This is a genomic window from Paenirhodobacter sp., assembly GCF_047600745.1.
In the GTDB taxonomy this organism is placed as follows: Bacteria; Pseudomonadota; Alphaproteobacteria; order Rhodobacterales; family Rhodobacteraceae; genus Rhodobacter.
The window spans coordinates 242,720-265,648 of record NZ_JASGKI010000001.1 but is presented as its reverse complement, the minus strand read 5'-3'; the positions used below and the strand labels follow the sequence as shown (position 1 = coordinate 265,648).

At 66.6% G+C, this 22,929-nt stretch carries 22 protein-coding genes and 2 pseudogenes; 15 read left to right on the top strand and 9 right to left on the bottom strand.

Features of this window, described 5'->3' with window-relative positions; translation table 11 throughout:
- The first annotated feature begins 49 nt into the window (after positions 1 to 49).
- Both QM789_RS01405 and QM789_RS01400 read left to right on the top strand, forming a co-directional pair.
- A complete protein-coding gene (locus tag QM789_RS01405) occupies positions 50 to 1,072 on the top strand; it encodes an aspartate-semialdehyde dehydrogenase (protein WP_420350194.1) in 1,023 nt (340 codons plus the stop codon).
- 175 nt (positions 1,073 to 1,247) lie between these two features.
- Positions 1,248 to 2,753, top strand: coding sequence for a DUF4139 domain-containing protein (locus QM789_RS01400; protein WP_420350193.1), 1,506 nt, complete (start codon positions 1,248 to 1,250; stop codon positions 2,751 to 2,753).
- Here the strand turns inward: QM789_RS01400 and QM789_RS01395 are convergent, their stop codons facing one another.
- Positions 2,754 to 3,404 (bottom strand): carbonic anhydrase, encoded by a 651-nt coding sequence (locus QM789_RS01395; RefSeq protein WP_420350192.1) that lies wholly within the window; start codon positions 3,402 to 3,404, stop codon positions 2,754 to 2,756. It lies immediately after the preceding gene.
- A gap of 149 nt (positions 3,405 to 3,553) precedes the next feature.
- Between QM789_RS01395 and QM789_RS01390 the strand changes: the two genes are divergently transcribed.
- The gene (locus QM789_RS01390) at positions 3,554 to 4,927 is read left to right on the top strand and encodes a leucyl aminopeptidase family protein (RefSeq protein WP_420350191.1); all 1,374 of its coding nucleotides are present in this window, start codon (positions 3,554 to 3,556) and stop codon (positions 4,925 to 4,927) included.
- Positions 4,924 to 5,721 carry a C40 family peptidase gene (locus tag QM789_RS01385; protein WP_420350190.1) on the top strand — a complete coding sequence of 266 codons (798 nt, stop codon included), beginning with the start codon at positions 4,924 to 4,926 and terminating at the stop codon, positions 5,719 to 5,721. The genes QM789_RS01390 and QM789_RS01385 overlap by 4 nt, the downstream gene beginning before the upstream one ends.
- On the opposite strand, the gene QM789_RS01380 is transcribed toward QM789_RS01385, so the two are convergent.
- Both QM789_RS01380 and tldD read right to left on the bottom strand, forming a co-directional pair.
- Positions 5,702 to 6,028 (bottom strand): DUF2794 domain-containing protein, encoded by a 327-nt coding sequence (locus QM789_RS01380; protein WP_420350189.1) that lies wholly within the window; start codon positions 6,026 to 6,028, stop codon positions 5,702 to 5,704. The two genes, QM789_RS01385 and QM789_RS01380, sit on opposite strands and share 20 nt — an antisense overlap.
- A gap of 39 nt (positions 6,029 to 6,067) precedes the next feature.
- Positions 6,068 to 7,489, bottom strand: a complete 1,422-nt coding sequence (gene tldD / locus QM789_RS01375; RefSeq protein WP_420350188.1) for a metalloprotease TldD — start codon at positions 7,487 to 7,489, stop codon at positions 6,068 to 6,070.
- 152 nt (positions 7,490 to 7,641) lie between these two features.
- Between tldD and coxB the strand changes: the two genes are divergently transcribed.
- From coxB to QM789_RS01320, 11 genes and pseudogenes are all read left to right on the top strand, one after another.
- Entirely contained in the window at positions 7,642 to 8,517 is an 876-nt protein-coding gene (gene coxB / locus QM789_RS01370; RefSeq protein ID WP_420350187.1) for a cytochrome c oxidase subunit II, read from the top strand.
- A gap of 8 nt (positions 8,518 to 8,525) precedes the next feature.
- Positions 8,526 to 9,455 carry a heme o synthase gene (cyoE, locus tag QM789_RS01365; protein ID WP_420350186.1) on the top strand — a complete coding sequence of 310 codons (930 nt, stop codon included), beginning with the start codon at positions 8,526 to 8,528 and terminating at the stop codon, positions 9,453 to 9,455.
- Entirely contained in the window at positions 9,456 to 9,614 is a 159-nt protein-coding gene (locus QM789_RS01360; protein WP_420350185.1) for a hypothetical protein, read from the top strand.
- Positions 9,611 to 10,159 (top strand): cytochrome c oxidase assembly protein, encoded by a 549-nt coding sequence (locus QM789_RS01355; RefSeq protein WP_420350184.1) that lies wholly within the window; start codon positions 9,611 to 9,613, stop codon positions 10,157 to 10,159. The genes QM789_RS01360 and QM789_RS01355 overlap by 4 nt, the downstream gene beginning before the upstream one ends.
- Positions 10,160 to 10,172: 13 nt before the next feature.
- Positions 10,173 to 10,975, top strand: a pseudogene (locus QM789_RS01350) (cytochrome c oxidase subunit 3).
- Between the two features lie 5 nt (positions 10,976 to 10,980).
- A complete protein-coding gene (locus QM789_RS01345; RefSeq protein ID WP_420350183.1) occupies positions 10,981 to 11,646 on the top strand; it encodes an SURF1 family protein in 666 nt (221 codons plus the stop codon).
- 10 nt (positions 11,647 to 11,656) lie between these two features.
- On the top strand, positions 11,657 to 13,054 hold the full coding sequence (gene thrC / locus QM789_RS01340) for a threonine synthase (protein WP_420350182.1): 1,398 nt from the start codon (positions 11,657 to 11,659) through the stop codon (positions 13,052 to 13,054).
- The gene (locus QM789_RS01335) at positions 13,051 to 14,310 is read left to right on the top strand and encodes a M16 family metallopeptidase (protein ID WP_420350181.1); all 1,260 of its coding nucleotides are present in this window, start codon (positions 13,051 to 13,053) and stop codon (positions 14,308 to 14,310) included. Before thrC ends, QM789_RS01335 begins: the two co-directional genes overlap by 4 nt.
- Positions 14,311 to 14,312: 2 nt before the next feature.
- Positions 14,313 to 14,897 (top strand): GNAT family N-acetyltransferase, encoded by a 585-nt coding sequence (locus tag QM789_RS01330; RefSeq protein ID WP_420350741.1) that lies wholly within the window; start codon positions 14,313 to 14,315, stop codon positions 14,895 to 14,897.
- Positions 14,894 to 16,270, top strand: a complete 1,377-nt coding sequence (locus tag QM789_RS01325) for an FAD-binding oxidoreductase (RefSeq protein ID WP_420350180.1) — start codon at positions 14,894 to 14,896, stop codon at positions 16,268 to 16,270. The genes QM789_RS01330 and QM789_RS01325 overlap by 4 nt, the downstream gene beginning before the upstream one ends.
- Entirely contained in the window at positions 16,267 to 16,617 is a 351-nt protein-coding gene (locus tag QM789_RS01320; protein WP_420350179.1) for a hypothetical protein, read from the top strand. Before QM789_RS01325 ends, QM789_RS01320 begins: the two co-directional genes overlap by 4 nt.
- On the opposite strand, the gene QM789_RS01315 is transcribed toward QM789_RS01320, so the two are convergent.
- From QM789_RS01315 to QM789_RS01290, 6 genes and pseudogenes are all read right to left on the bottom strand, one after another.
- Positions 16,611 to 18,107, bottom strand: a complete 1,497-nt coding sequence (locus tag QM789_RS01315) for a replicative DNA helicase (RefSeq protein WP_420350178.1) — start codon at positions 18,105 to 18,107, stop codon at positions 16,611 to 16,613. The two genes, QM789_RS01320 and QM789_RS01315, sit on opposite strands and share 7 nt — an antisense overlap.
- Positions 18,108 to 18,318: 211 nt before the next feature.
- Entirely contained in the window at positions 18,319 to 18,996 is a 678-nt protein-coding gene (locus QM789_RS01310; RefSeq protein ID WP_420350177.1) for an orotate phosphoribosyltransferase, read from the bottom strand.
- A 3-nt stretch (positions 18,997 to 18,999) separates the two neighbouring features.
- On the bottom strand, positions 19,000 to 20,040 hold the full coding sequence (pyrC, locus tag QM789_RS01305) for a dihydroorotase (protein WP_420350176.1): 1,041 nt from the start codon (positions 20,038 to 20,040) through the stop codon (positions 19,000 to 19,002).
- 451 nt (positions 20,041 to 20,491) lie between these two features.
- Positions 20,492 to 22,061 (bottom strand): annotated as a pseudogene (gene tnpC, locus QM789_RS01300) (IS66 family transposase).
- Between the two features lie 206 nt (positions 22,062 to 22,267).
- Complete coding sequence (tnpB, locus tag QM789_RS01295) at positions 22,268 to 22,453, bottom strand: IS66 family insertion sequence element accessory protein TnpB (protein ID WP_420350149.1); 186 nt, start codon at positions 22,451 to 22,453, stop codon at positions 22,268 to 22,270.
- Positions 22,454 to 22,479: 26 nt separating this feature from the next.
- Complete coding sequence (locus QM789_RS01290; RefSeq protein WP_420350175.1) at positions 22,480 to 22,770, bottom strand: transposase; 291 nt, start codon at positions 22,768 to 22,770, stop codon at positions 22,480 to 22,482.
- Positions 22,771 to 22,929 lie beyond the last annotated feature (159 nt).

The window sequence follows — 22,929 nt, the reverse complement described above, 5'->3', positions numbered from 1 at the left end:
CGGGCGTATTTCCGATAAGGGCTGTCTGCTTTTGAGCATGGAGGTCCCTATGGGGTATAAGGTCGTCGTCGCGGGCGCCACGGGCAATGTGGGCCGCGAAATGCTGAACATTCTCGCCGAGCGCGAGTTTCCTGCGGATGAGGTTGTCGCTCTGGCTTCGCGCCGGAGCCTTGGCACCGAAGTCAGCTATGGCGACAAAACCCTGAAAACCAAGGACATCGAGGGCTTCGACTTCACCGGCTACGACATCGCGCTGTTCGCGATCGGTTCGGAGCCGACGAAGAAGTATGCCCCGATCGCAGCTTCGCAGGGCTGTGTGGTGATCGACAATTCGTCGCTCTACCGCTACGATCCGCAGGTCCCGCTGGTGGTTCCGGAAGTGAACGCGGCGGCGGTGGAAGGCTATACCGCGAAGAACATCATCGCCAACCCGAACTGTTCGACCGCGCAGCTTGTCGTGGCGCTCAAGCCGCTGCATGACCGCGCGAAGATCAAGCGGGTGGTGGTCTCGACCTATCAGTCGGTCTCCGGCGCGGGCAAGGAAGGTATGGACGAGCTGTGGGAGCAGACGAAATCCGTCTACAACCCGACCTCCGAAGTGCCGCCGAAGAAGTTCACGAAGGAGATCGCCTTCAACGTGATCCCGCATATCGACGTTTTCCTGGACGATGGTTCGACCAAGGAAGAGTGGAAGATGGTGGCGGAGACGAAGAAGATCCTCGACAAGAACATCAAGCTGACCGCGACCTGCGTGCGCGTGCCGGTCTTCGTCGGCCATTCCGAGGCGGTGAACATCGAGTTCGAGGAATTCCTCGACGAGGACGAAGCGCGCGACATCCTGCGCGAGGCGCCCGGCATCATGGTGGTGGATAAGCGCGAAAACGGCGGCTACATCACGCCGAAGGAATGCGTGGGCGATTACGCCACCTTCATCAGTCGGATCCGGCAGGACAGCACGATCGAGAACGGGCTGAACCTGTGGTGCGTCTCGGACAACCTGCGCAAGGGCGCGGCGCTGAACGCGGTGCAGATCGCCGAAACGCTGGGCAACCGCTGCCTGAAGAAGGGCTGAGCTATCGCCGGGTTTCCGGTTTTGGTCGGGGATCCGCTTCGGCATTCGGCCTGCTAATCGACCCCGGCCCCTCGCGGCCGGGGTTTCCGTTTCGGGGCTGACCGGAACGTGAGGGGGCGGGCCTTGCCTTTGGCCGCCAACCCTGTGACCCTCGGGCCAAAACCCGGAGGAGTTCATGCGTCCTGTCCTGATGTCCCTGCTGCTGTCGGCGGCGCCCATGGCCGTGCTGGCGGCGCCTGTCGAGACCCCCGCGAAGGTGGTGTCCGTCACCCTGTTCCCCGAGGGCGCGCAGGTGACCCGCACCGTTACCGTTCCGGGGGGCGAGGTTCTGGTGCCGAACCTGCCCGACAACACCGATCCGGCGCAACTGCGGGTGTCCGGGGTGGCGGTCGGCGCGATGACGCTGATCGGCGCGCGGGAGACGGCGGACAGTCCGGCACGGGATCGGGTGGCGGAGCTGGAACGGGCGCTGGCGGAGAAAACCGATGCCGTGGCCGCGATCCGCGCCGGGGCGGAGGCGGCGCGGGCGCGGGCCAATCTGTTGCGCGGGGCCTCGACACAGGGCGCGGATCTGCCCCGGCTCGCGCAGGTGGTGGGCGATGGCGTGCGCGACGCTTTGCAAGAGGCGCTGCGGATCGAGGCCGAGGCACGGGTGGCGGAGGCGGCGCTGAAACCCGATCAACAGGCGCTCGACCGCGCGCGGAAGGATCTGGCGGCGCAGGAAAAATCCGATGCGCTGCTGTTGCGGACCGACGGGGCGGGGGAGCTGACGATCACCACTTTCGTGGCCGATGCGGGGTGGACGCCTTCCTATGATCTGGCGCTCGACAGCGCGGCGGGGGCACTGGCGATCGGGCGCTATGTCACGGTGCGGCAGGCGACGGGGGAGGATTGGACCGGCGTTGACGTGACGCTTTCCACCGCGCGGCCCTCGGGGCAGACGGCGCCGGGCGACCTTTGGCCGGAACTGGTGAGCGCCGGGGCGCCGGATGACCAGCGGCTGATGCGGATGGCGGATGCCGCCGCGCCGAAGGCGACGATGGCCGAATTCGCCGCGCCGCAGATGCAGGGGCCGGTGCTGGTCTGGCACTATCCCGCGCCGGTCGATATTCGCGACGGGGCGGAGGATCTGCGGCTGCGGCTCGACACGCTGTCGCGCCCGGTGACCCTGCGTGCCGAGGCGGTGCCGATGCTTGATGACACGGCCTATCGCGTGGCGGAGGGCACGAATGGCGCGGAGCCGCTTTTGCCCGGGCCGGCGGCGCTGTTCGTCAATGGCGCGCTGGTGGGGCAGGGGGCGCTGCCCTTCGTCGCGGGGGGCGAGCGGCTGCGGCTGGGCATGGGGCCGGTCGAGGGGCTGCGGCTGAAACGCGTGGTGCCGGAGGCTTCGGCGGGCGGGCGCGGCGTGATCATGAAATCCAACGCGCGGGTCGAGCGGGCCGAGATCACGGTCGAGAACCTGACCGGGCAGGACTGGCCGCTGCGGCTGATCGACCGGGTACCCTATTCGGAACAGGATGATCTGACGGTGAGCTTCAAGGCCGACCCCACGCCCACGGCAAAGGATTGGGACGACAAACGCGGGCTTCTGGCCTGGGAATTCGACCTGCCCGCGGGGGAGACCCGGACCGTCACGCTGGAAACCAGCCTGTCATGGCCCACCGGGCAGGTTCTGCGCTGATCAGACCGGATCGAAACCACCGTTGGCGGGGTTGAACTGTTCAAGCCCGCCGGTGCCGATGTCGTGCCACAGGCCATGCAGCGTCATGTCCCCGGCCTCGACCGCATTGCGCACGAAGGGGAAGCTCATCAGGTTTTCGAGGCTGATGACGACGGATTCCTTTTCCAGCGCGCGGACCTGCCCGTCATCGGGCAGATCCTTCACCCGCTCATAGCCGGGGCGCAGCAGGTCGAGCCAGGTGCCGACGAAGGAGGTCTTTTCCTCAAGCTCCGGCGCGTGCCCGGTGCACATCGCATGGCAGCCCGCGACGCCGCCGCATTGCGAATGGCCCAGCACGATCAGATGCGCGACCTTCAGCGACTTCACCGCATATTCCACCGCCGCCGAAGTGCCGTGGTGGTCGCCGTCCGGGTTGTAGGGCGGCACCAGATTGGCGATGTTGCGGTGGCTGAAGAACTCGCCCGAATCCGCGCCGAAGATCGAGGTGACATGCACCCGCGAATCGCAGCAGGAGATGATCATCGCGCGCGGGCGCTGTCCGTCCTCGGCAAGGCGGCGATACCAGCTTTTGTTTTCCGCATAGGTCGTGGCTTTCCAGCCGTGATAGCGGCTCACCAGATACGATGGCAGAGGCCGAACGTGTTCCTGCATCCTGTCCCCCATGGCTTTCGCCCCGTGATAGGCTGTCTCGGCCCGCAGCGCGAGGGGTTTTTGCGGTTGCGAAATCTGCCGCTGCGTCTGCACGGGGTTGCGGGTGCCGGTGGCGGCGCTAGGGTCGGGCGGAACAGCCGGAGACCGAGATGACCGATATCCTTCCCCCCCGCCCCGCCCTGCGTTTCGCCCCGGGCCCCGGGCTGCCGCTTTACCCGCTGGCCGCGGGCGAGGAACTGCCCGAGGCACTGAGCCCGGCGCAGCGGGCCTTTGCAGCGGGGTTCACGGGGGCGCTTGGCGCGGTCTGCCTGCTGCCGGGGGCTGATGGCGTTGCGGGCGCGCTGATCGGGCTGGGCGATGAGGCGGCGCGGCGGCGCGGGCGGTTTCATCTGGCGGCGGGGCGGGCATTGCTGCCCGCCGGGGACTGGGCGCTGAGCCGCCCCTGTTCCGAGACGGAGGCGCTTGGCTGGCTGCTGGAGGGCTACCGCTACGACCGTTACGCGCCGCAAAAGGCGCCGGGCGCGCGGCTGGTCTGCCCCGAGGGGCTGGATGCCCGGCGGATCGAAATCATGGCCGAGGCCGAGGCCCTGACCCGCGACCTGATCAACACCCCGCCGAACGACATGGGGCCGGAGGAGATCGAATCCGCCGCCCGCGCGCTGGCGGAACGGCATGGGGCCACGGTGGCGGTGGTAACGGGGGACGACCTGCTGACGCAGGGCTATCCGCTGATCCATGCGGTCGGGCGGGCCTCGCCGCGCGCGCCGCGGCTGATTGATCTGCGGTGGGGTGACGTGGGGCCGGAGGTTGCGCTGGTCGGCAAGGGCGTCTGTTTCGATACCGGCGGGCTGGACATCAAGCCGCCGTCTTCGATGGGCCTGATGAAGAAGGACATGGGCGGGGCGGCGACGGTCCTGGGCCTTGCGCATATGGTGATGGCGCTCGGGCTGCGGCTGCGGCTTCGGGTGCTGATCCCGGCGGTGGAGAATGCGGTGGGCGGGAATGCCTTCCGGCCGCAGGACATCTATACCTCGCGCAAGGGGCTGACGGTCGAGATCAACAATACCGATGCCGAGGGGCGGCTGGTTCTGGCCGATGCGCTGGCGGCGGCGGATGAGGAGGCGCCCGACCTGATCCTGTGCCTGGCGACGCTCACCGGCGCGGCGCGGGTGGCGCTTGGCCCCGACGTGATGCCGTTCTACACCGACAGCGACGATCTGGCCGGGGGCCTTGCGCGCGGGGCCGAAGCGCTGGCCGATCCGCTGTGGCGGATGCCGTTCTGGGAGCCCTATGAGCCGTTGATCGAACCCGGGATCGCCGATCTGGACAATGCGCCTTCGGGCGGTATGGCGGGCTCGATCACCGCCGCGCTGTTCCTGCGCCGCTTCGTGACAGAGGCGGAGCGGTTCGCCCATTTCGACATCTACGGCTGGCAGCCCACCGCCAGGCCCGGGCGGCCGAAGGGCGCCGTGGGGCAGGGCGCGCGGGCGATCCTGTCGGTTCTGGAGGAGATCGCGGAATGAGCGACCGCCGCCTGACGCCGTTTTCGGGCCGCGTGATGCTGGACCCGTCGCGGCAGGAGCCCGCGCGGATCGGCCTGCCGGTCTGTGACCTGTGCCCCGAACCCGGCGCGCTGCGCGACCGGCAGGTGCTGTTCGGCGCCGAGGTGGGGGTGATCGACCGGCGTGGCGGCTGGGCCTTTGTTCAGGCGCGGGCGGATGGCTATTGCGGCTGGGTGGTGGAGCCCGCGCTGTCGCCGCCCGTGCCCGCGACGCATGTGGTTTCGGCCCCGGCGACGCATGTCTATCGCGAGGCTTCGATCAAGCGGGGCGAGGTGATGCGGCTCAGCCTGGGCGCCCGGGTGGCGGTGACCGGGGCGGAGGGTGGCTTTGCCGTCACCCCCGAAGGGTTCATCCCCGCGCAGCACCTGCGCCCGCTGGGGCAGCCGGAAACCGATCCGGTCGCGGTGGCCGAGCGGCTGCTGGGTACGCCCTATCTGTGGGGCGGCAATTCGCGCGATGGGATCGACTGTTCGGGACTGGTGCAACTGGCGCTGGCGCTGTGCGGGCGGGCCTGTCCGGGGGACAGCGACCTTCAGGCGGCGGCCTTCCCGCGCCTGCCCGAGGGGACGCGGCCCGAACGCGGCGATCTGCTGTTCTGGAAGGGGCATGTGGCGATGGCCTGCGATGCGGAACGGCTGATCCATGCAAATGGCCATACGATGAGCGTGGCGCATGAGGGCATCGCCGCCTGCCATGCGCGGATCGCGGCGGCGGGAGAGGGGCCGTTCCTGGGGATCAGTCGACCGGGCGGATGAGCTTGCGTTCCAGCACCCGCAGCACGGTCGGCAGGTCGTGGCCGCGTTTCAGCACCTGCCCATCCATGCCGAACAGCGCATACATCCCCTGCCGGTTGCGCAACGCGGGGTGTTTCTCGATCCGGTAGAGCGGGTTTTCCGCCGCGCGGCGGAAGATCGAGAACACCGCCCGCTCCCGCAGGAAGCTCATGGCATAGTCGCGCCATTCCCCGGCGGCGACCATCCGACCGTAAAGCGACAGGATCACACCCAGCTCATACCGGTCGAAGGCCACCTGAGGGGCGGAGAAGGGCGTCTGCATCGTCATGACGAAAGGGTGACACCGCCCCGCCCGCAAATCAAGGGCTCAGGCGGCGGAACCGCCCACCGTCAGCCCGCCGATCATCAGCGTCGGCATCCCCACGCCCACCGGCACCCATTGCCCGGCCTTGCCGCAATTGCCGATGCCGGGGTCGAGCGCCATGTCATTGCCGATCGCGCGGATGTGGCGCATCGCCGTCGGCCCGTCGCCGATCAGGGTGGCGCCCTTCACCGGGGCGCCGACCACGCCGTTCTTCACGCGATAGGCTTCGGTGCAGTTGAAGACGAATTTGCCGTTGGTGATGTCCACCTGTCCGCCGCCGAAGCCCACGGCATAGATCCCGTCCTTCAGGTCGGCCAGAATCGCCTTCGGATCCGCGTCGCCGCCCAGCATGTAGGTGTTCGTCATCCGCGGCATCGGCGCATGGGCATAGCTTTCGCGCCGCCCGTTGCCGGTGGGGGCAACGCCCATCAGCCGCGCATTCTGCCGGTCCTGCATATAGCCGACGAGGATCCCGTCCTCGATCAGCACGTTCCTGCCCGAAGGCGTGCCCTCGTCGTCCACGGTGATCGAGCCGCGCCGGTCCGGGATCGTGCCGTCATCCAGCACCGTCACCCCTCTCGCCGCCACCTGCTGCCCCATCAGCCCGGCAAAGGCCGAGGTCTTCTTGCGGTTGAAATCACCCTCCAGCCCGTGGCCCACCGCCTCGTGCAGCAGCACGCCCGGCCAGCCGGGGCCGAGCACCACATCGAACTGCCCCGCCGGGGCGGGTTCGGCATCAAGGTTCACCAAGGCGATCCGCAGCGCCTCGCGCGCGACGGGCTGCCAATGCGCGGGGTCGATGAGGCCCGACAGGCCGAACCGCCCGCCGCCGCCATGGCCGCCCGATTCGCGCCGGCCCCTGTCCTCGACGATCACGCTGATGTTGAGCCGCGCCATCGGGCGGATGTCGCTCACCAGCCCACCTTCGGGGCGCAGGATGAACACCTCCTGATGCGAGGCCGCCATCGAGGCCGTCACCTGCACCACACGCGGATCCAGCGCGCGGGTGAAGGCGTCGATCTCGCCCAGAATGTCGATCTTCGAGGCAAAGGACGCATCCGCCAGCGGATCGGCATCGGTATAAAGCCGCTGGTTCGTGCCCGCGGGCGGGGGCGCCATCGTGCCGCCGCCATCGCCCACCGCGAGCCGCGCGGTTTCCGCCGCGCGTTTCAGCGCCGCCTGGGAAATCTCGGTGGAATGGGCATAGCCCGCGACCTCGCCCTTCACCGCGCGCAGCCCGAACCCTTCGGAGGCGTCATAGGAGGCGTTCTTTACCCGGCCGTCATCGAAGACCAGCGATTCGGAGCGCCGCCGCTCCAGATACAATTCGCCATCCTCCGCCCCGGCGGTGGCGGCGCGCAAGGTGGCCAGCGCCTCGGTCTCGTCGATCTGAGTGGCAAAGGGGTCGAAGCGGTCGTCCATCATGTCCTCCTGGCCCCCCGCCTATGCTGCGCCACAGCGAAGCTTTTTCTTGCCGGATCGGGGCGAATGCTGTTCCCTACACATAATGTCCCCTGCGGTGAAGGGAAGCACCGGATCGGACAATGCGGCAGGGAGAGCCGCATGAGGGAGGGAAAATGCGTATCACGAAGCTGTGCCGCGGCGTCGCGGCGCTTGCCATCGCCTTGCCGGGTGCGGCGCGCGCGCAGGACATGATCTTCGGCCTGCCCACCGTCGGGCAGCCGCATGCGAAAGGGGTGGGGTTTCAGCCCGCGTCCTCCGTGCTGGCGCAGGATCAGCAATGGCTGGACCATATGCTGCTGACGATCATCACCGCGATCTGCCTCTTTGTCTTTGCCCTGCTGATCTATGTGATGATCCGCTTCAACGCGAAGACGAACCCGCGCCCGGCGCGCTTTACCCACAACACGCCGCTGGAAATCGCCTGGACGCTGGTGCCGATCCTGATTCTGGTGGTGATCGGGGCGTTCTCGCTGCCCACCCTGTGGAAGCAGCAGGAAATCCCGAAGGGCGACATCGTGGTGAAGGTCACCGGCAACCAGTGGTTCTGGACCTATGAATACCCCGACGAGGAGATCAGCTTCGACGCCATGCCGCTGGAAAAGGCGGACCTTGCCAGCCATGGCTATACGCCCGATCAATACCTGCTCGCCACCGATAATGCGGTCGTGCTGCCGGTTGGGAAGACGATTGTGATGCAACTGACTGCCCTCGACGTCATCCATAGCTGGACGATTCCCGCCTTCGCGGTTAAGCAGGACGCCGTGCCGGGACGGATCGCGCAATTGTGGTTCGACACCGAGCGGGAAGGCGTCTTCTTCGGCCAGTGTTCGGAGCTTTGCGGTCAGGGGCATGCCTATATGCCCATCGTCGTCAAGGTGGTTCCCGAAGACATCTATGCGCGCTGGCTTGAACGTGCGAAGGCTGGCTTCCCGGACGGTGAGACGATCAACGCGGGCCTGACGGGCGCCATCAAGACGGCGGCGAACTGAGGACAGCGATGAGCGACATTTCCTTCACCCAGCAGCAGGGCCAGGGCGAGGCGGGGTTCGGCGATTTCTTCGCCCTGCTGAAGCCGCGCGTGATGTCGCTTGTCGTGTTCACGGCCTTTGTCGGGCTGGTGGTGGCGCCGGTGCCGGTGCATCCGGTGGTGGGGTTCGCCTCGATCCTGTTCATCGCATTGGGCGGCGGCGCCTCGGGCGCGCTGAACATGTGGTATGATGCCGACATCGACCGGGTGATGCGGCGCACCGCCTCGCGTCCGGTGCCCTCGGGCCGGGTGACCGAGGGCGATGCGCTCGGCTTCGGGCTGCTGCTCTCGGTGCTGTCGGTCGTCATGCTGACGCTCGCCGCCAATCCCTTCGCCGGGGCGTTTCTGGCCTTCACGATCTTCTTCTATGCCGTGGTCTATACGATCTGGCTGAAACGGCGCACGCCGCAGAACATCGTCATCGGTGGCGCGGCGGGGGCGTTTCCGCCGATGATCGGCTGGGCCTGCGCGACGGGCGGGATCAGCGTCGAATCGGTGGCGATGTTCCTGTTGATCTTCCTGTGGACGCCGCCGCATTTCTGGTCGCTGGCGCTGTTCATGAAGGATGACTATTCCAAGGCCGGGGTGCCGATGCTGACCGTCACCCACGGGCGGCGGGTCACGCGGCGGCATATCTTCGGCTATGCGCTGGTGCTGGCGCCGGTGGCCGTCGGCCTCGGTGTCACGTCGATCGGCGGGCCGGTCTATCTGGCGGTGGCGGTGGTGCTGAACGCGCTGTTCATCGCGGGGGCGTTCCGGCTGCTGCGGCGCTCTGATGAGGCCGCCGCCGCCGATGGCTACCGCGCCGAGAAGAAATTCTTCTGGTTCTCGCTCCTCTACCTGTTCGGGCATTTCTTCGCCCTGCTGGTCGAGCGGGTGTTGCACGCAATGGGGGGCTGAATGGCGATCGCGCGGGAACACGAGCTTCATCGGCGGCGATTCTCGCGCAATCTGGGCCTTGGGCTGGTGCTGGCCGCTTTCGTGGTGCTGGTTTTCGCACTGACCATCGTCAAGGTGAAGGTGCCCCCGCATCACCCCACGGCGGAGGGGCAGCCATGAGCGCGAACCGCCGCATCGTCACCCGCCTGCTCGCGCTCGTCGTGTTCATGGGCGCGGCGGCCTGGGCGGCGGTGCCGTTCTACAGCTGGTTTTGCCGCACCACCGGCTACGGCGGCACCCCGCAGCGGGCAGAGGCGGCGGGCGAGGTGCTCGACCAGATGGTGGAAATCCGGTTCGACGCCAATGTCGCCAAGGATATGCCCTGGCAGTTCCGCCCGAAGCAGAACCGCATGACCGTCCGCATCGGCGAGCCGCAGCTGGCGTTCTACGAAGCGTTCAACCCCACCGACCGGCCCATTGCGGGCACTGCGGCCTTCAACGTCGCGCCCGATACCGCCGGGGCCTATTTCGACAAGATCGAGTGTTTCTGCTTCACCGAACAGGTGCTGCAACCCGGCGAGCGGGTGGAGATGCCGGTGTCCTTCTTCGTGGACCCCGACATGGCCCGCAACCCGGATACGGCGCGGATCCAAACGATCACCCTGTCCTATACGTTCTTTGAGACCCCGCTGCCGGAGGAGGAGACGACAGCGACGGTCAATTGAGAGGAGGAGCTTCATGTCCGGCGTCCGCAACCACGACTATCAGATCGTGCCGCCCTCGATCTGGCCGTTCCTGAGCGCGCTTGGCGCGTTCATCATGCTGTTCGGGGCGGTGCTGTGGATCCACAAGGTCTCGCCCTTTCCGTTCTTCGCCGGGCTGATCGTGGTGCTTTACTGCATGTATGGCTGGTGGGCCGACATGGTGCGCGAAGGCGAGCATGGCGAACACACCCCGGTGGTGCGGATCGGCCTGCGCTACGGCTTCGTCCTGTTCATCATGTCCGAGGTGATGTTCTTCGTCGTCTGGTTCTGGAACTTCATCAAGAACGCGATGTATCCCCTTGGTCCGGAATATCCTTTGGTCGATGGCATCTGGCCGCCGGCGGGGACGGAGGTCTTCGATCCGTGGCACCTGCCGCTGATCAATACGGTGGTGCTGCTGCTGTCGGGCTGCACGCTGACCTGGGCGCATCACGCGCTGGTGCATGAGAACAACCGCAAGGATGCGATCAACGGGCTGGCGCTGACGGTGATTTTGGCGTATTTTTCTCGGTGCTGCAATTCTACGAATACACCCATGCGCAGCAGGCGATCGGCACCGGCAACATCTACTGGGACAGCTTCTTCATGGCGACGGGGTTCCACGGCGCGCATGTGATCATCGGCACGATCTTCCTTCTGGTCTGCATGATCCGGCTGAAGCGCGGGCAGATGACGCAGGATCAGCATGTCGGGCTGGAGGCCGCCGCCTGGTATTGGCATTTCGTCGATGTGGTCTGGCTGTTCCTGTTCGCCTCGATCTACATCTGGGGGCGGTAGGGCGATTGCGGTATCTGTTCGCGCTGGCTCTGGGCGTGCTCGGTTGCGCGGTGCTGATCGGGCTGGGCATCTGGCAGGTGCAGCGGCTGCACTGGAAACAGGCGATGCTGGCGCAGATCGAGGCGCGGATTTCCGCCGCGCCCGGGGGCCTGCCTGCGCCCGGCGCGCCCGAGCGGAAATATACCCCCGTCCGGGTCGAGGGTCGGACGACGGGGCAGGAGATCCTGGTCCTGACCGGGCGCAAGGGTGTGGGGCCGGGCTATGAGGTGATTTCGGCTTTCGAGACCGGGGGCCGCCGGGTGCTGGTCGACCGCGGCTTTGTCCCCGATGCCGACCGCGCCACACCCCGGCCCGCGACGCCGCTCACCGTCACCGGCAACCTGCACTGGCCCGAGGAGACCGACCGCTATACCCCGCCGCCCGACCTGCGCACCGGCATCTGGTTCGCGCGCGACACAAGGGCGATGGCCGAGGCGCTCGGCACGGAGCCGGTGCTGATCGTCGCGCGGCGGGTGGAGGGCGATGCGCAGGGTGTTTCGCCGGTGCCGCTGGGCACCGAAGGGATCCCGAACGACCATCTGGGCTATGCGATCACCTGGTTTTCGCTGGCGGCGGTCTGGGCGGGGATGACAGCCTTCCTGATCTGGCGTATCAGGCGGCAACAGACCTGAAGGATGACGGATGCGATACGTTTCCACCCGGGGGATGGCCCCGGTCCTGAGCTTTGGCGAGGCGATGTTGACGGGCCTTGCGCGTGACGGTGGCCTTTACGTCCCGGAAACCGTGCCGACGTTCACAGCCGAAGAAATCGCCGCGCTGGCCGGGCTGAGCTATGAAGAGGTCGCCTTCCGGGTGATGAAGCCCTTCACCGGCGAGACCTTCACCGATGACGAGCTGAAGGGCGCGATCGCCCGGGCCTATGCGGGCTTCGGCCATGTCGCGCGGGCGCCGCTGGTGCAACTGGCGCCGAACCATTTCCTGCTCGAACTGTTCCACGGGCCGACGCTGGCCTTCAAGGACTTCGCGATGCAGGTCATCGGCCAGTTGTTCCAGATCGAACTGGCGAAGCAGGGCAAGCGGGTCACCATCGTCGGCGCGACCTCGGGTGATACCGGATCGGCGGCGATCGAGGCGTTCCGGGGCCTGGATAATGTCGATGTCTTCATCCTGTTCCCGCATGGCCGGGTGTCCGAGGTGCAGCGCCGGCAGATGACCACGCCGGTCGAGGGCAATGTCCACGCCCTCGCCATGGATGGCGATTTCGACGATTGTCAGGCCCGGCTGAAGGACATGTTCAACGATTTCGCCTTCCGCGACGACGTGGGGCTGGCGGGGGTCAATTCGATCAACTTCGCCCGGGTTCTGGCGCAGATCGTCTATTTCTTCACCTCGGCGGTGGCGTTGGGCGCGCCTGCGCGCAAGGTCAGCTTCACCGTGCCCACCGGCAATTTCGGCGATATTTTCGCCGGGTTCCTGGCGAAGGAAATGGGCGTGCCGGTCGAGCGGCTGGTGATCGCGACGAACCAGAACGACATTCTGGACCGCTGCATCCGGGGCGGCGATTACACGAAACACGGGGTGAAGCCGTCGATCAGCCCGTCGATGGATATCGAGGTGTCGTCGAATTTCGAGCGCGCATTGTATTGGGCCTATGGCCGCGACGGGGCGGCGATTGCCGCGCTGATGGACGAGTTGAAGGCCAAGGGCAGCTTCACCGTTTCGCCCAATGCCATCGGCGCGTTGCGGGCCGTTTACGACAGCGGTTGCGTGGGCGAGGCCCGCACGCTGGAGGTGATCGGCGAGACGCTGAAGACCACGGGCGAACTGGTCTGCCCGCATAGCGCGGTGGGCATCGGGGTCGCGCAGGCGGCGCTGGAACGCGATCCGGCGACGCCGATGGTGACGCTTGCCACCGCGCATCCGGCGAAATTCCCCGATGCGGTCGAGGAAGCCACCGGCGTGCGTCCGGGTCTGCCGCCGCGCATGGCCGACCTGTTCACGCGGCCCGAGCGCGTGACCCGCGTGGCGAATGACCTCGCCGCGCTCGAAACCCTGATCCGCAAGGAACGCCGCGCATGATCCGCATCACCACCTTGCCGAACGGCCTGCGGATCATCACCGAGACGATGCCGAGCCTCGCTTCGGTTTCGGTGGGGGTGTGGGTGATGGCGGGCGGGCGGCACGAACGCCCGGAACAGAACGGCATCGCGCATTTCCTGGAACATATGGCGTTCAAGGGCACGAAGACGCGCAGCGCGCTCCAGATCGCCGAGGCGATCGAGGATGTCGGCGGCTATATCAACGCCTATACCTCGCGCGAGATGACGGCCTATTACGCGCGGGTGCTGAAGGATGACGTGCCGCTGGCGCTTGATGTCGTGTCGGACATCGTGCTGAATCCGGTCTTCGATCAGCGCGAGATCGAGGTCGAGCGCAATGTGATCCTGCAAGAGATCGGGCAGGCGCTGGACACGCCCGACGACATCATCTTCGACTGGTTGCAGGAGGCCGCCTATCCGGATCAGGCGATGGGCCGCACCATCCTCGGCCCGGCGGAGAAGGTGGCGAACTTCGGGCGCGAGGATCTGTCGGGCTTCGTCGCGGAACATTACGGGCCGGATCAGATGATCCTTGCCGCCGCCGGTGCGGTGGATCACGATGCCATCGTGAAGCAGGCCGAGGCGATCTTCGGCGGGCTCAGCCCGGTGCGGCAGCCCGCGCCGCAAGTCGCCCGCTGGCAGGGCAGCGAGCGGCGCGAGATCAAGACGCTCGAACAGGTCCATTTCGCGCTGGCCTTCGAGGGGCCGTGCTATACCGATGCCGATCTGTATACCGCGCAGGTCTATGCCACGGCGATGGGCGGCGGCATGTCATCGCGCCTGTTCCAGAAGATCCGCGAGGAAAACGGCCTGTGCTATTCGATCTTCGCGCAGGCCGGGGCCTATGACGACACCGGGATGATCACCATCTATGCCGGCACGTCGGAGGATGAGGTGGCGCAACTGGGCGCCCTGACCATCGACGAGCTGAAACGCGCGACGGAGGATATGACCGAGGCCGAGGTCGCCCGGGCGCGGGCGCAGATGAAGGCGGGGCTGCTGATGGGGCTGGAAAGCGCATCGAGCCGGGCCGAGCGTCTGGCGCGCAATCTGGCGGTCTGGGGCCGGGTGCCGGGGCTGGACGAGGTTTCGGCGCAGATCGACGCGGTGTCGACCGCCGCCGTCCGCGCCTATGCCGAGAAGATGATTTCGCAGGACCACACGGCGCTCGCGCTTTACGGTCCGGCGCAGGACGCCCCCGATCTGGAGGGGCTGCGGCGGAGGCTCGCCGCCTGATGTTGCTGGGGCGCCGCCGCAAGGCCGTGGTCGAGACCGAGCGGATGACGCTGCGGCTGCCGCAGCATGGCGATTACCGCGACTGGTCCTTGCTGCGCGAGGAAAGCCGCGATTTCCTGCTGCCCTGGGAGCCCGCCTGGTCCGCCGATCACCTGACGCGCAAAGCCTTTACCAACCGGGTCTATTGGGCGCAGCGGGCCGAGGCGGCGGGGACGGCGGTGCCGTTCTTCATGATCCGGCGCGAGGATGGCCGGGTGCTGGGGGCGATCACGCTCGACAATATCCGGCGCGGCCCGGCGCAGGCGGGATCGGTCGGCTATTGGGTCGGCGCGCGCCACGCGCGGCAGGGCTACATGCGCGAGGCGATCGGCGCGGTGGTGCATTACGCCTTTCACACGCTGGACCTGAGCCGGATCGAGGCCGCCTGCCTGCCCGAAAACGCCGCCTCGCGCGGGGCGTTGGAAAAATCCGGGTTCAAATACGAAGGCGTGGCGCAGGCCTATTTGCAGATCAATGGACGCTGGCGCAACCATGTGCTGTATTCCAATCTGCGCGCGGATCGGCGCGGTAAGACGGATGTCGGATGATGGCGGATGCGGTGTTTCTGGACGGGCTGCGCGGGCAGGGGATCGACATCGCCCCACCCGAACCGCGCTATCTGGAGGAGCCGCGCGGACGCTGGCCCGGCGTGGCGGTGGCGGTGGTGCGGCCGCGCAGCACGGATGAGGTGGCTTTGGTGCTGCGCGCGGCCCATGCGGCGGGCGTGGGGGTCGTGCCCTATGGCGGCGGCACGGGCCTTGTCGGCGGGCAGGTGACGCCGGAGCCGGGGCGGATCCTGCTGAGCCTGGAGCGGATGACACTGGTGCGCGCAGTGGACAGCCAGAGCTTGGTGATCGAGGCGGGCGCGACGCTGGAAGCGGTGCATCGGGCCGCCGAAACGGTGGGGCGGCGGTTCCCGTTGACGCTCGCGTCGCAGGGGACGGCGCAGATCGGCGGCTGTCTGGCGACCAATGCGGGCGGGGTGAATGTGATCCGCTACGGCTCCGCCCGGGCACTGTGCCTGGGGGTGGAGGCGGTGCTTGCCGATGGCACGGTCTGGAACGGGCTGACCCGGCTGCGCAAGGACAATACCGGATACGATCTGCGCGACCTTCTGATCGGCTCCGAAGGGACGCTGGGTGTGATCACGGCGGCGGCGCTGCGGCTGTTCGAGCCGCCTGCGGTCGAGGGCGTGGCGATGTTCGCGGTGCCCTCGCCCGCGGCGGCGGTGGAGCTTCTGGGGCTGGCGCAGGGGATGTTCGCGGGCTGCGTCTCGGCCTTTGAACTGATCTCGCGGCAGGGGCTGCGCTTCCTGCGCGCGGTCGGGCCGGAGGTGCATTTCCCCTTTGCCGAGGATCCGGAGTGGATGGTGCTGGTCGAACTCGGCCTTCCGGCTGGGATGGAGATCGAGGCGGCCTTTGGCGCCCTGTTCGAGGCGGCGGGCGATCTGGTGCGCGATGCGGTGATCGCGCAATCCGGGGTGCAGGCGCGGCAGATGTGGGAATTGCGCGAGAGCATCCCCGATGCCAACCGCCGGATCGGCGCGATCAGCAGCCATGACATTTCCGTGCCAATCGCCGATCTGCCCCGGTTCATCGCCGAAGCGGATGCGCATCTGGCGGGGTGGGATGTGCGGGTGAACTGCTTCGGCCATGTCGGCGATGGCAACCTGCATTACAATGCCTTCCCCGCCGAAGGCCGCAGCCGCGACAGCTATGACAGCGCGGCGGTGAAGCGCGCGGTGCATGATCTGGTGGTGGCCTTCAACGGCTCGGTCTCCGCTGAACACGGGATCGGGCGGCTGAAGGTCGGCGATCTGGAGCGTTACGCCGATCCCGCGAAGCTGATGCTGATGCGTGCGGTAAAGGCGGCGCTTGACCCCAAGGGCATCCTGAACCCCGGCGCAGTGCTTGCGCGATGACGGGGCTTTATGTGATTTTCTCGAAACGGCGGCAGCCGCATCTGTCGCAACGGCGCTGTGGCTATGAGGAATACCCGCTCGATGGCGCCTTCGGCTATGTCCGCGAAGAGCATAATTCGCGGTTTTTGGGCAGGCGGCAGCGGGACCGGGTGCAGATTTCGCCGGAATGGATCGACGATATCCGCTCCGTCGCGGCGGACCCTGAGGCGACCTTCTTCTTTGTCGAGAACCGGAACCACGAAAATGTCGCCGATGCGATCCGGCGCGGGGTTCGCCTGCCGATTGGTACGGGGGCGACGCTCCGGATTGATGCGGAACGGCGCCTTGCCATGGATCTGCGTCAGTAGCCTTCGACCGCCTCGCCCTGCCACGGTTTCGCCAGGTCGGAGAACCGGGTGAAGCGGCTTTCAAAGGCCACTTCGACGGTGCCGATCGGGCCGTGGCGCTGCTTGCCGAGGATGACTTCGGCCTTGCCGTGGACGCGTTCGGCCTTCTGCATCCATTCGGCGAATTTCGGATCGTCTTCCTGCGGCTTCGTCCGTTCGTGATAATATTCGTCGCGGTAGACGAACATCACCACGTCGGCGTCCTGCTCGATCGAGCCGGATTCGCGCAGGTCCGACAGTTGCGGGCGCTTGTCCTCGCGGCTTTCGACGGTCCGCGAAAGCTGCGACAGGGCGATGACGGGGATGTTCAGCTCCTTGGCGATCGCCTTCAGGCCCATCGAGATTTCCGCGATTTCCTGCACCCGGTTGTCCGTCCGCCCGGTGCCGCGCAGCAGTTGCAGGTAGTCGACGAAGACCACATCGAGCCCATGCGTGCGTTTCAGCCGACGGCAGCGCGCGGCGACCTGGCTGATCGGCAAGGCGGGGGTGTCGTCGATATAGAGCGGGCAGGTTTCGAGCGCCTTTGCCGCCTCGACGAAGCGGCGGAATTCGGCCTCGGTCATGTCGCCCCGGCGGATCTGTTCGGAGGGCACTTCGGACGCCTCGGAGAGCACCCGCGCCGCGAGTTGTTCCGCCGACATTTCGAGGGAGAAGAACCCGACCACGCCGCCCTCCACCGCGCCCTCGGTCCCATCATGGCGCAGGCCGCGCTTGTAGGCCTTGGCGATGTTGAAGGCGATGTTGGTGGCGAGCGAGGTCTTCCCCATCGACGGTCGCCCGGCGAGGATCAGCAGGTCGGAGGGGTGCAACCCGCCGAGCTTCTTGTCCAGATCGCGCAGCCCGGTGGAGACCCCGGCCATGCCGCCATCCCGCTGATAGGCGGCGTTGGCGGAATGTACCGCCTCGGTCACCGCCTTGAGAAAGCTGACGAATCCCTTTTCGGTGGTGCCGGTTTCGGCGAGCTTGTAAAGCGCGCCCTCGGTGCGCACGATCAACTCCTCGGGCTCGACGCCGACATCGACCTTCTGCGCCGAAGCCGACAGATCCTTGCCCAGCCGGATCAGTTCGCGTCGCAGCGCCAGATCGTGGATCATCTGTGCCAGATCCCGCGCCGCATAGGCCGAGATCGCCGCCCCCGCCAGCCGCGCCAGATAGGCCGCCCCGCCAAGCGCCTGCAACCCCTGGTCATCCTCCAGATAGGCCTTCAGCGTGACCGGCGAGGCCAGCGCGTTCTTCTGGATCCGCGCGATCGCGGTTTCATAGATCGTGCGGTGGACGGGCTCAAAGAAATGCTCCGGCCGCAGCACCGAGGCGATCCGGTCGAAAATGTCGTTGTTCGTCAGGATCGCGCCAAGAAGCTGCTGCTCGGCCTCGATATTATGGGGCAGGGCGTCCACCTCTGCCTCGGCGGGCAGGGCCGCGCCGTCGCGGATCGCAGTCGTCTGGTTCATCTCGGCCTCATGTATGAGCGGCCCGCATAGCCGATCCCGTGGCGAAACCCAATCGGGATAACCTTGGGGATAACTTGCCTGCGGCGGCCGCACTTACAGCTTTTGTTGTGGTTCTTGATCCGCAACCCTACCATGGATTGCGCTGCGGCGCGAGGGGCGCCGAGTTCGCGGGCAGACTGGTCCACAGCCTGCCCACAGGGTTGTCCACAGATTATTTCTTGCGCGCGTCCTGCCAGGGGCGGGGGGCGTTCAGGAACTTCTCCACCTCGTCGAGCGTCGCGGCGTCAAAGGCGCCCTGCGCCCGGGCTTCGGCCAGAACGTCCCACCAGGTGCAGAGGTGATGCAGCGCGACGCCGTGATCGGCGAGCTTGCCCACCGTTTCCGGGAAGATGCCGTAGTAGAAGATCACCGCGGTATGGGCGCAACTCGCCCCCGTCTCGCGGATCGCATCGACGAAGGACAGTTTCGAGCCGCCGTCGGTGGTCAGATCCTCGACCAGCAGCACGCGCTGCCCCTCGGTCATCGCGCCCTCGATCCGGGCGTTGCGGCCATAACCCTTCGGCTTTTTGCGCACATAGGTCATCGGCAGCGCCAGCCGTTCGGCCACCATCGCCGCAAACGGGATCCCCGCCGTTTCGCCGCCCGCGATATTGTCGAAGGCCTCGAACCCGGCCTCGCGCAGCACCGTCACCGCCAGGAAATCCATCAGCGTCGAGCGGATGCGCGGATAGCTGATCAGCTTGCGGCAGTCGATATAGGTCGGGCTCGGCAGGCCCGACGCCAGGATGAAGGGTTCGTCGGCGTTGAAATGCACCGCCTTGATTTCCAGCAGCATCCGCGCCGTCAGCCGGGCGATCTCTTCCTTGGCGGGGTAGGAACTCGGGATCATGGATCAGCCTTTCACATGCCAGTAGACCGGGAAACCCGGGTCGAAAACGGTAACGGGGCCGGCGCCGGTGAGGATTTTCGCGGGCCATTGCGCGGGGTCTGCGGTCTTTTCCAGCGTGATCGTGCCGACGTTGACCGGCAGCCGGTAGAAGGCCGGACCGTTTTCCGAGGCGAACCGCGCCAGATTCTCCAGCCGCCCTTCTGCCTCGAACACATGCGCCAGAAGCTGCATCGTGTTCGTCGCGGTGAAACAGCCCGCGCAGCCACAGGCCGATTCCTTCGCCGGATCCGCATGGGGCGCCGAATCGGTGCCGAGGAAGAACCGCGCATCGCCCGAGGTCGCCGCCTCGACCAGCGCCCGCCGGTGCGTTTCACGCTTCGCGACGGGCAGGCAATAGTAATGCGGCTTGATCCCGCCGACCAGGATATGGTTGCGGTTGATGATCAGGTGATGGGTGGTGATCGTCGCACCCAGATCATCGCCCTGCGCGCGGGCATAGTCCACGCCGTCCTTCGTGGTGATATGTTCCATCACCACCCGCAGGCCCGGCGTCGCGCGCCGCACCGGATCCAGCACGCGGTCGATGAACACCGCCTCGCGGTCGAAGATATCCACGGCCGGATCGGTCACTTCGCCATGGACGCAGAGCGGCAGGCCGATTTCGGCCATTTTCTCCAGCACGCCCCGCACTTTGTCGAAATCCCGCACGCCGGAAGCAGAATTGGTCGTCGCCCCGGCGGGATAGAGCTTCACCGCCTTCACCAACCCCGAAGCCGCCGCCGCAGCGACATCCGCCGGATCGGTCTCCTCGGTCAGGTAAAGCGTCATCAGCGGCTCGAAATCCGCACCCTCGGGCAGGGCGGCAAGGATCCGGTCTCGATAGGCGGCGGCCTGAGCGCCGGTCACCACCGGCGGCACCAGATTGGGCATGATGATCGCGCGCGCGAAATGGCGCGTGGTTTCCGGCGCGATACCCGCAAGCATCGCGCCATCGCGCAGATGCAGGTGCCAGTCGTCCGGGCGGGGAAGAGTGATCTGGGTCATGGGTTCCGCCTACACCGCCTCTGCGCACGAATCCAGCGGGGATTCGCGCCTGTCCGGTTCTTCCCTTTCCTTTCATGATGTTGGGATTGCCGGTCCGACTGATAGCCGGAGGTGGTCGACTGCTGCCCGGCGCGGGTGTGCGAGCAATGGTTTGACCGCGTTCCGGCCCATTGAGCGGCCTATGTTTTGATCGCGTCGCCTATACTTGGATGCCCCGCCGATGCGCCTGAGATGATTCTGACCGGGGGATGGCGCCTGTGGTCAGAGGCGCTTGTCGGCCATGCTTTACCGAAGCCATGCGCGCGGGTGACTTCAGCAGCGACGATCTGGTTCCCTCTCCGGTCAAGCCACCCGTAGAGCGTTGCGCGGCGGGCTGCGCCATTCCAGTGGGCATTTTGCCCGATGTCGTTCATCGTAATCGGTATGCTGATCGCACGGTGAGTGCGTAATTTCACGGGAGCAGGTCTTGGATCTTGCTCTGTCTGTTGCCTTTGCCGATGGCGGTGAGCGTGGTTGTCAGCCAGGCGTGCGGATCGACAGCGTTGATCTTGCAGGTCTCGCTGAGCGAGGTAACGACGGCCCAGTTTTCGGCACCTGCGTCATGGCCTGCAAAGACGGTTCAGGGCGATGGGGCGGATCGTGTGCTCGACGGTATTGCTGTCGAGCTCGACGCGGCCATCGGTCAGGAGAGACCGTCGCGGTATTTGGCGATGCAGGCCAGCGCCTCACCCAAGGGGGATTTGGCGGACGTGCGGGCGCGGTAGTGACATAGCCAGGCACCAATACGGGCAAGGATCGGGGCGGAGCGTTCCAGCCGTACGGCGAGGCGCGTAGCGGGGTCGTTGCCGCGGATGTCGGCCTCGATGGCATAGAGATCGCGGATAAGTGCCACACCTTCCTCTGCAATTGGCGCGGAACCGTTGCGGGTGATCTCGATCAGCTTGCGGCGGGCATGGGCCCAGCAATGGGCAAGCTGGATGCCAGGGCCGATCCGGTCTGGCGCAATCAGCCGGTTGTATCCTGCATGGCCATTGACCTGCAGAATGCCACCGAAGCCCTGCAATATCCGTTCGGCCCCGACCGGGCGCATAAGTGAAGGCCACGCCCGGTGGTGCCGCGCCACTCCAAGGGCGGTCATCGCGGGCGAGCGCCCAGAAGTATCCGGTCTTGGTCTTGCGAGCCCCCGGGTCCAGCACCGGGGCGATGGTGTTTTTCGGGGCTTAGGCGGCGCCACTGGCGCCACGGTCCCCTGCGAACTCCATAAACAGCTTGCCGGAACGTGTCAGCTGCCCGGCCAGCCGGTCGACGACGGGCCTCAGATGGAACGCGCCCTCGCCGACCCAGTCGGCCAGCACGGCGCGGTGCAGCTCAAGGCCCGCCTGCGCCAGGATCTGGCTTTGGCGACACAACGGAAGGTGGTCCGCGTTCGGGGTGGCGCTCGAACCGGTGGCGCATCCGCCCCTCACTTGCTGACCAACACATGCGCGACCGTCGCCCCGGTCGGCAGGCCGCCGGGGATCAGCCGTGCTGGGGCCGGAGCCTGCGTCACGCCGTCGGTGCAGGACCGGCAGGCATATTGGGGACGACGGGTGACGATGACGCGGAACTGGGCCGGGATGATGGAGAAGCTGCTCTGCCCGGTCCTCTCCGATGCAATGCAGACATCCGCCGCATGCGATCAGGCTCTCGGGCTCGATCACCTCTTCGATGCGCGGCAGATGTTTGGGCAGCGATCCGCGCTTGGCAGCGCGCGACTTGTCGCGGCGTCTGGCAGCGCGATCCTCCGCATCTTCCTCAGCATGGATCGCGGCGATGGCCGTCTCCAGATCTTCAAGTGCCAGTTCGAACTGGGCCGGATCGCTCTTCTCGGATCGCCGCCCGAAGGCTGCGTGTCTGAAGGCCGCGACCAGCTTTTCCAGCCGCTCGATACGCGCGTCCTTGCGCAGGTTATGCGCCTCCGAGGCGATCAGCATCGCCTTCAGCGTGGCAATTTCCTCAAGTAGTTCAGCGGTCTCCGGCATCGCCGCAGTCTATCGCCCACCATGGCCAACACCCGCAAAAAGTGCTGCGGAGCCCCATAAAAACAGGGCTATTCCACCGCCTCTGGCGCCCTCGCTTCGATGGCTCGAACCCGCCGCCAGTCCAGCCCGGCGAACAGCGCCCCGAACTGTGCGTGGTTCATGGTCAGCCGCCCGTCCTTCACCGCAGGCCAGAGGAAGCTGTGCTCTTAGAGCCGCTTGCAAGCCATCACCAGCCCGGTGCCGTCCCAGTAGAGCAGCTTCAGCCGATCGGCTTTCTTCGCGCGGACCACAAAGACGGTGCCGGTGAACGGATCCTTGCGCAACGCGCTCTTTACCATCGCGGCCAGGCTGTCATGGCCCTTGCGAAAGTCGATGGGCTTCGTCGCCGCCATGATCCGAACCCGGTTCGACGGGAAAATCACGTGCGGGCCTGCAGCGCCAAAACCAGTTCCGCAACCCGGGCTGCGGGCGTTGCCGCATCCAGACGCAGCATGACAGCGCCAATGATCAGATCGATCGGCGTCGTGACCGGCGTTCCGGACGGCTCTGGCAAAGCCACAGGCGCGCCAAACTCCGCTCCTGCACTCTCGGGCACGACCAGCTTGCCCTGCCGGGCCAGTGTGCGCCACGCGGACAAATGGTTCGCCTGCAACGAATGGCGTCGTGCCACCTCGTTCACCGACACTCCAGCCACCAGCGTCTCGGCCACGATCCGCCCCTTCGCCTCGTCAGACCACCGCCGCTTGGCTGCCGGAGCCGCCAAAAGCTCCACAAACCCAACCGCCTCCATAGGGCGCTCACGATGGACGCCCAATGACACCTCCCGTGCAAATCTCCACCTGGAGCCGCATCCCAGCTTACCGAACAG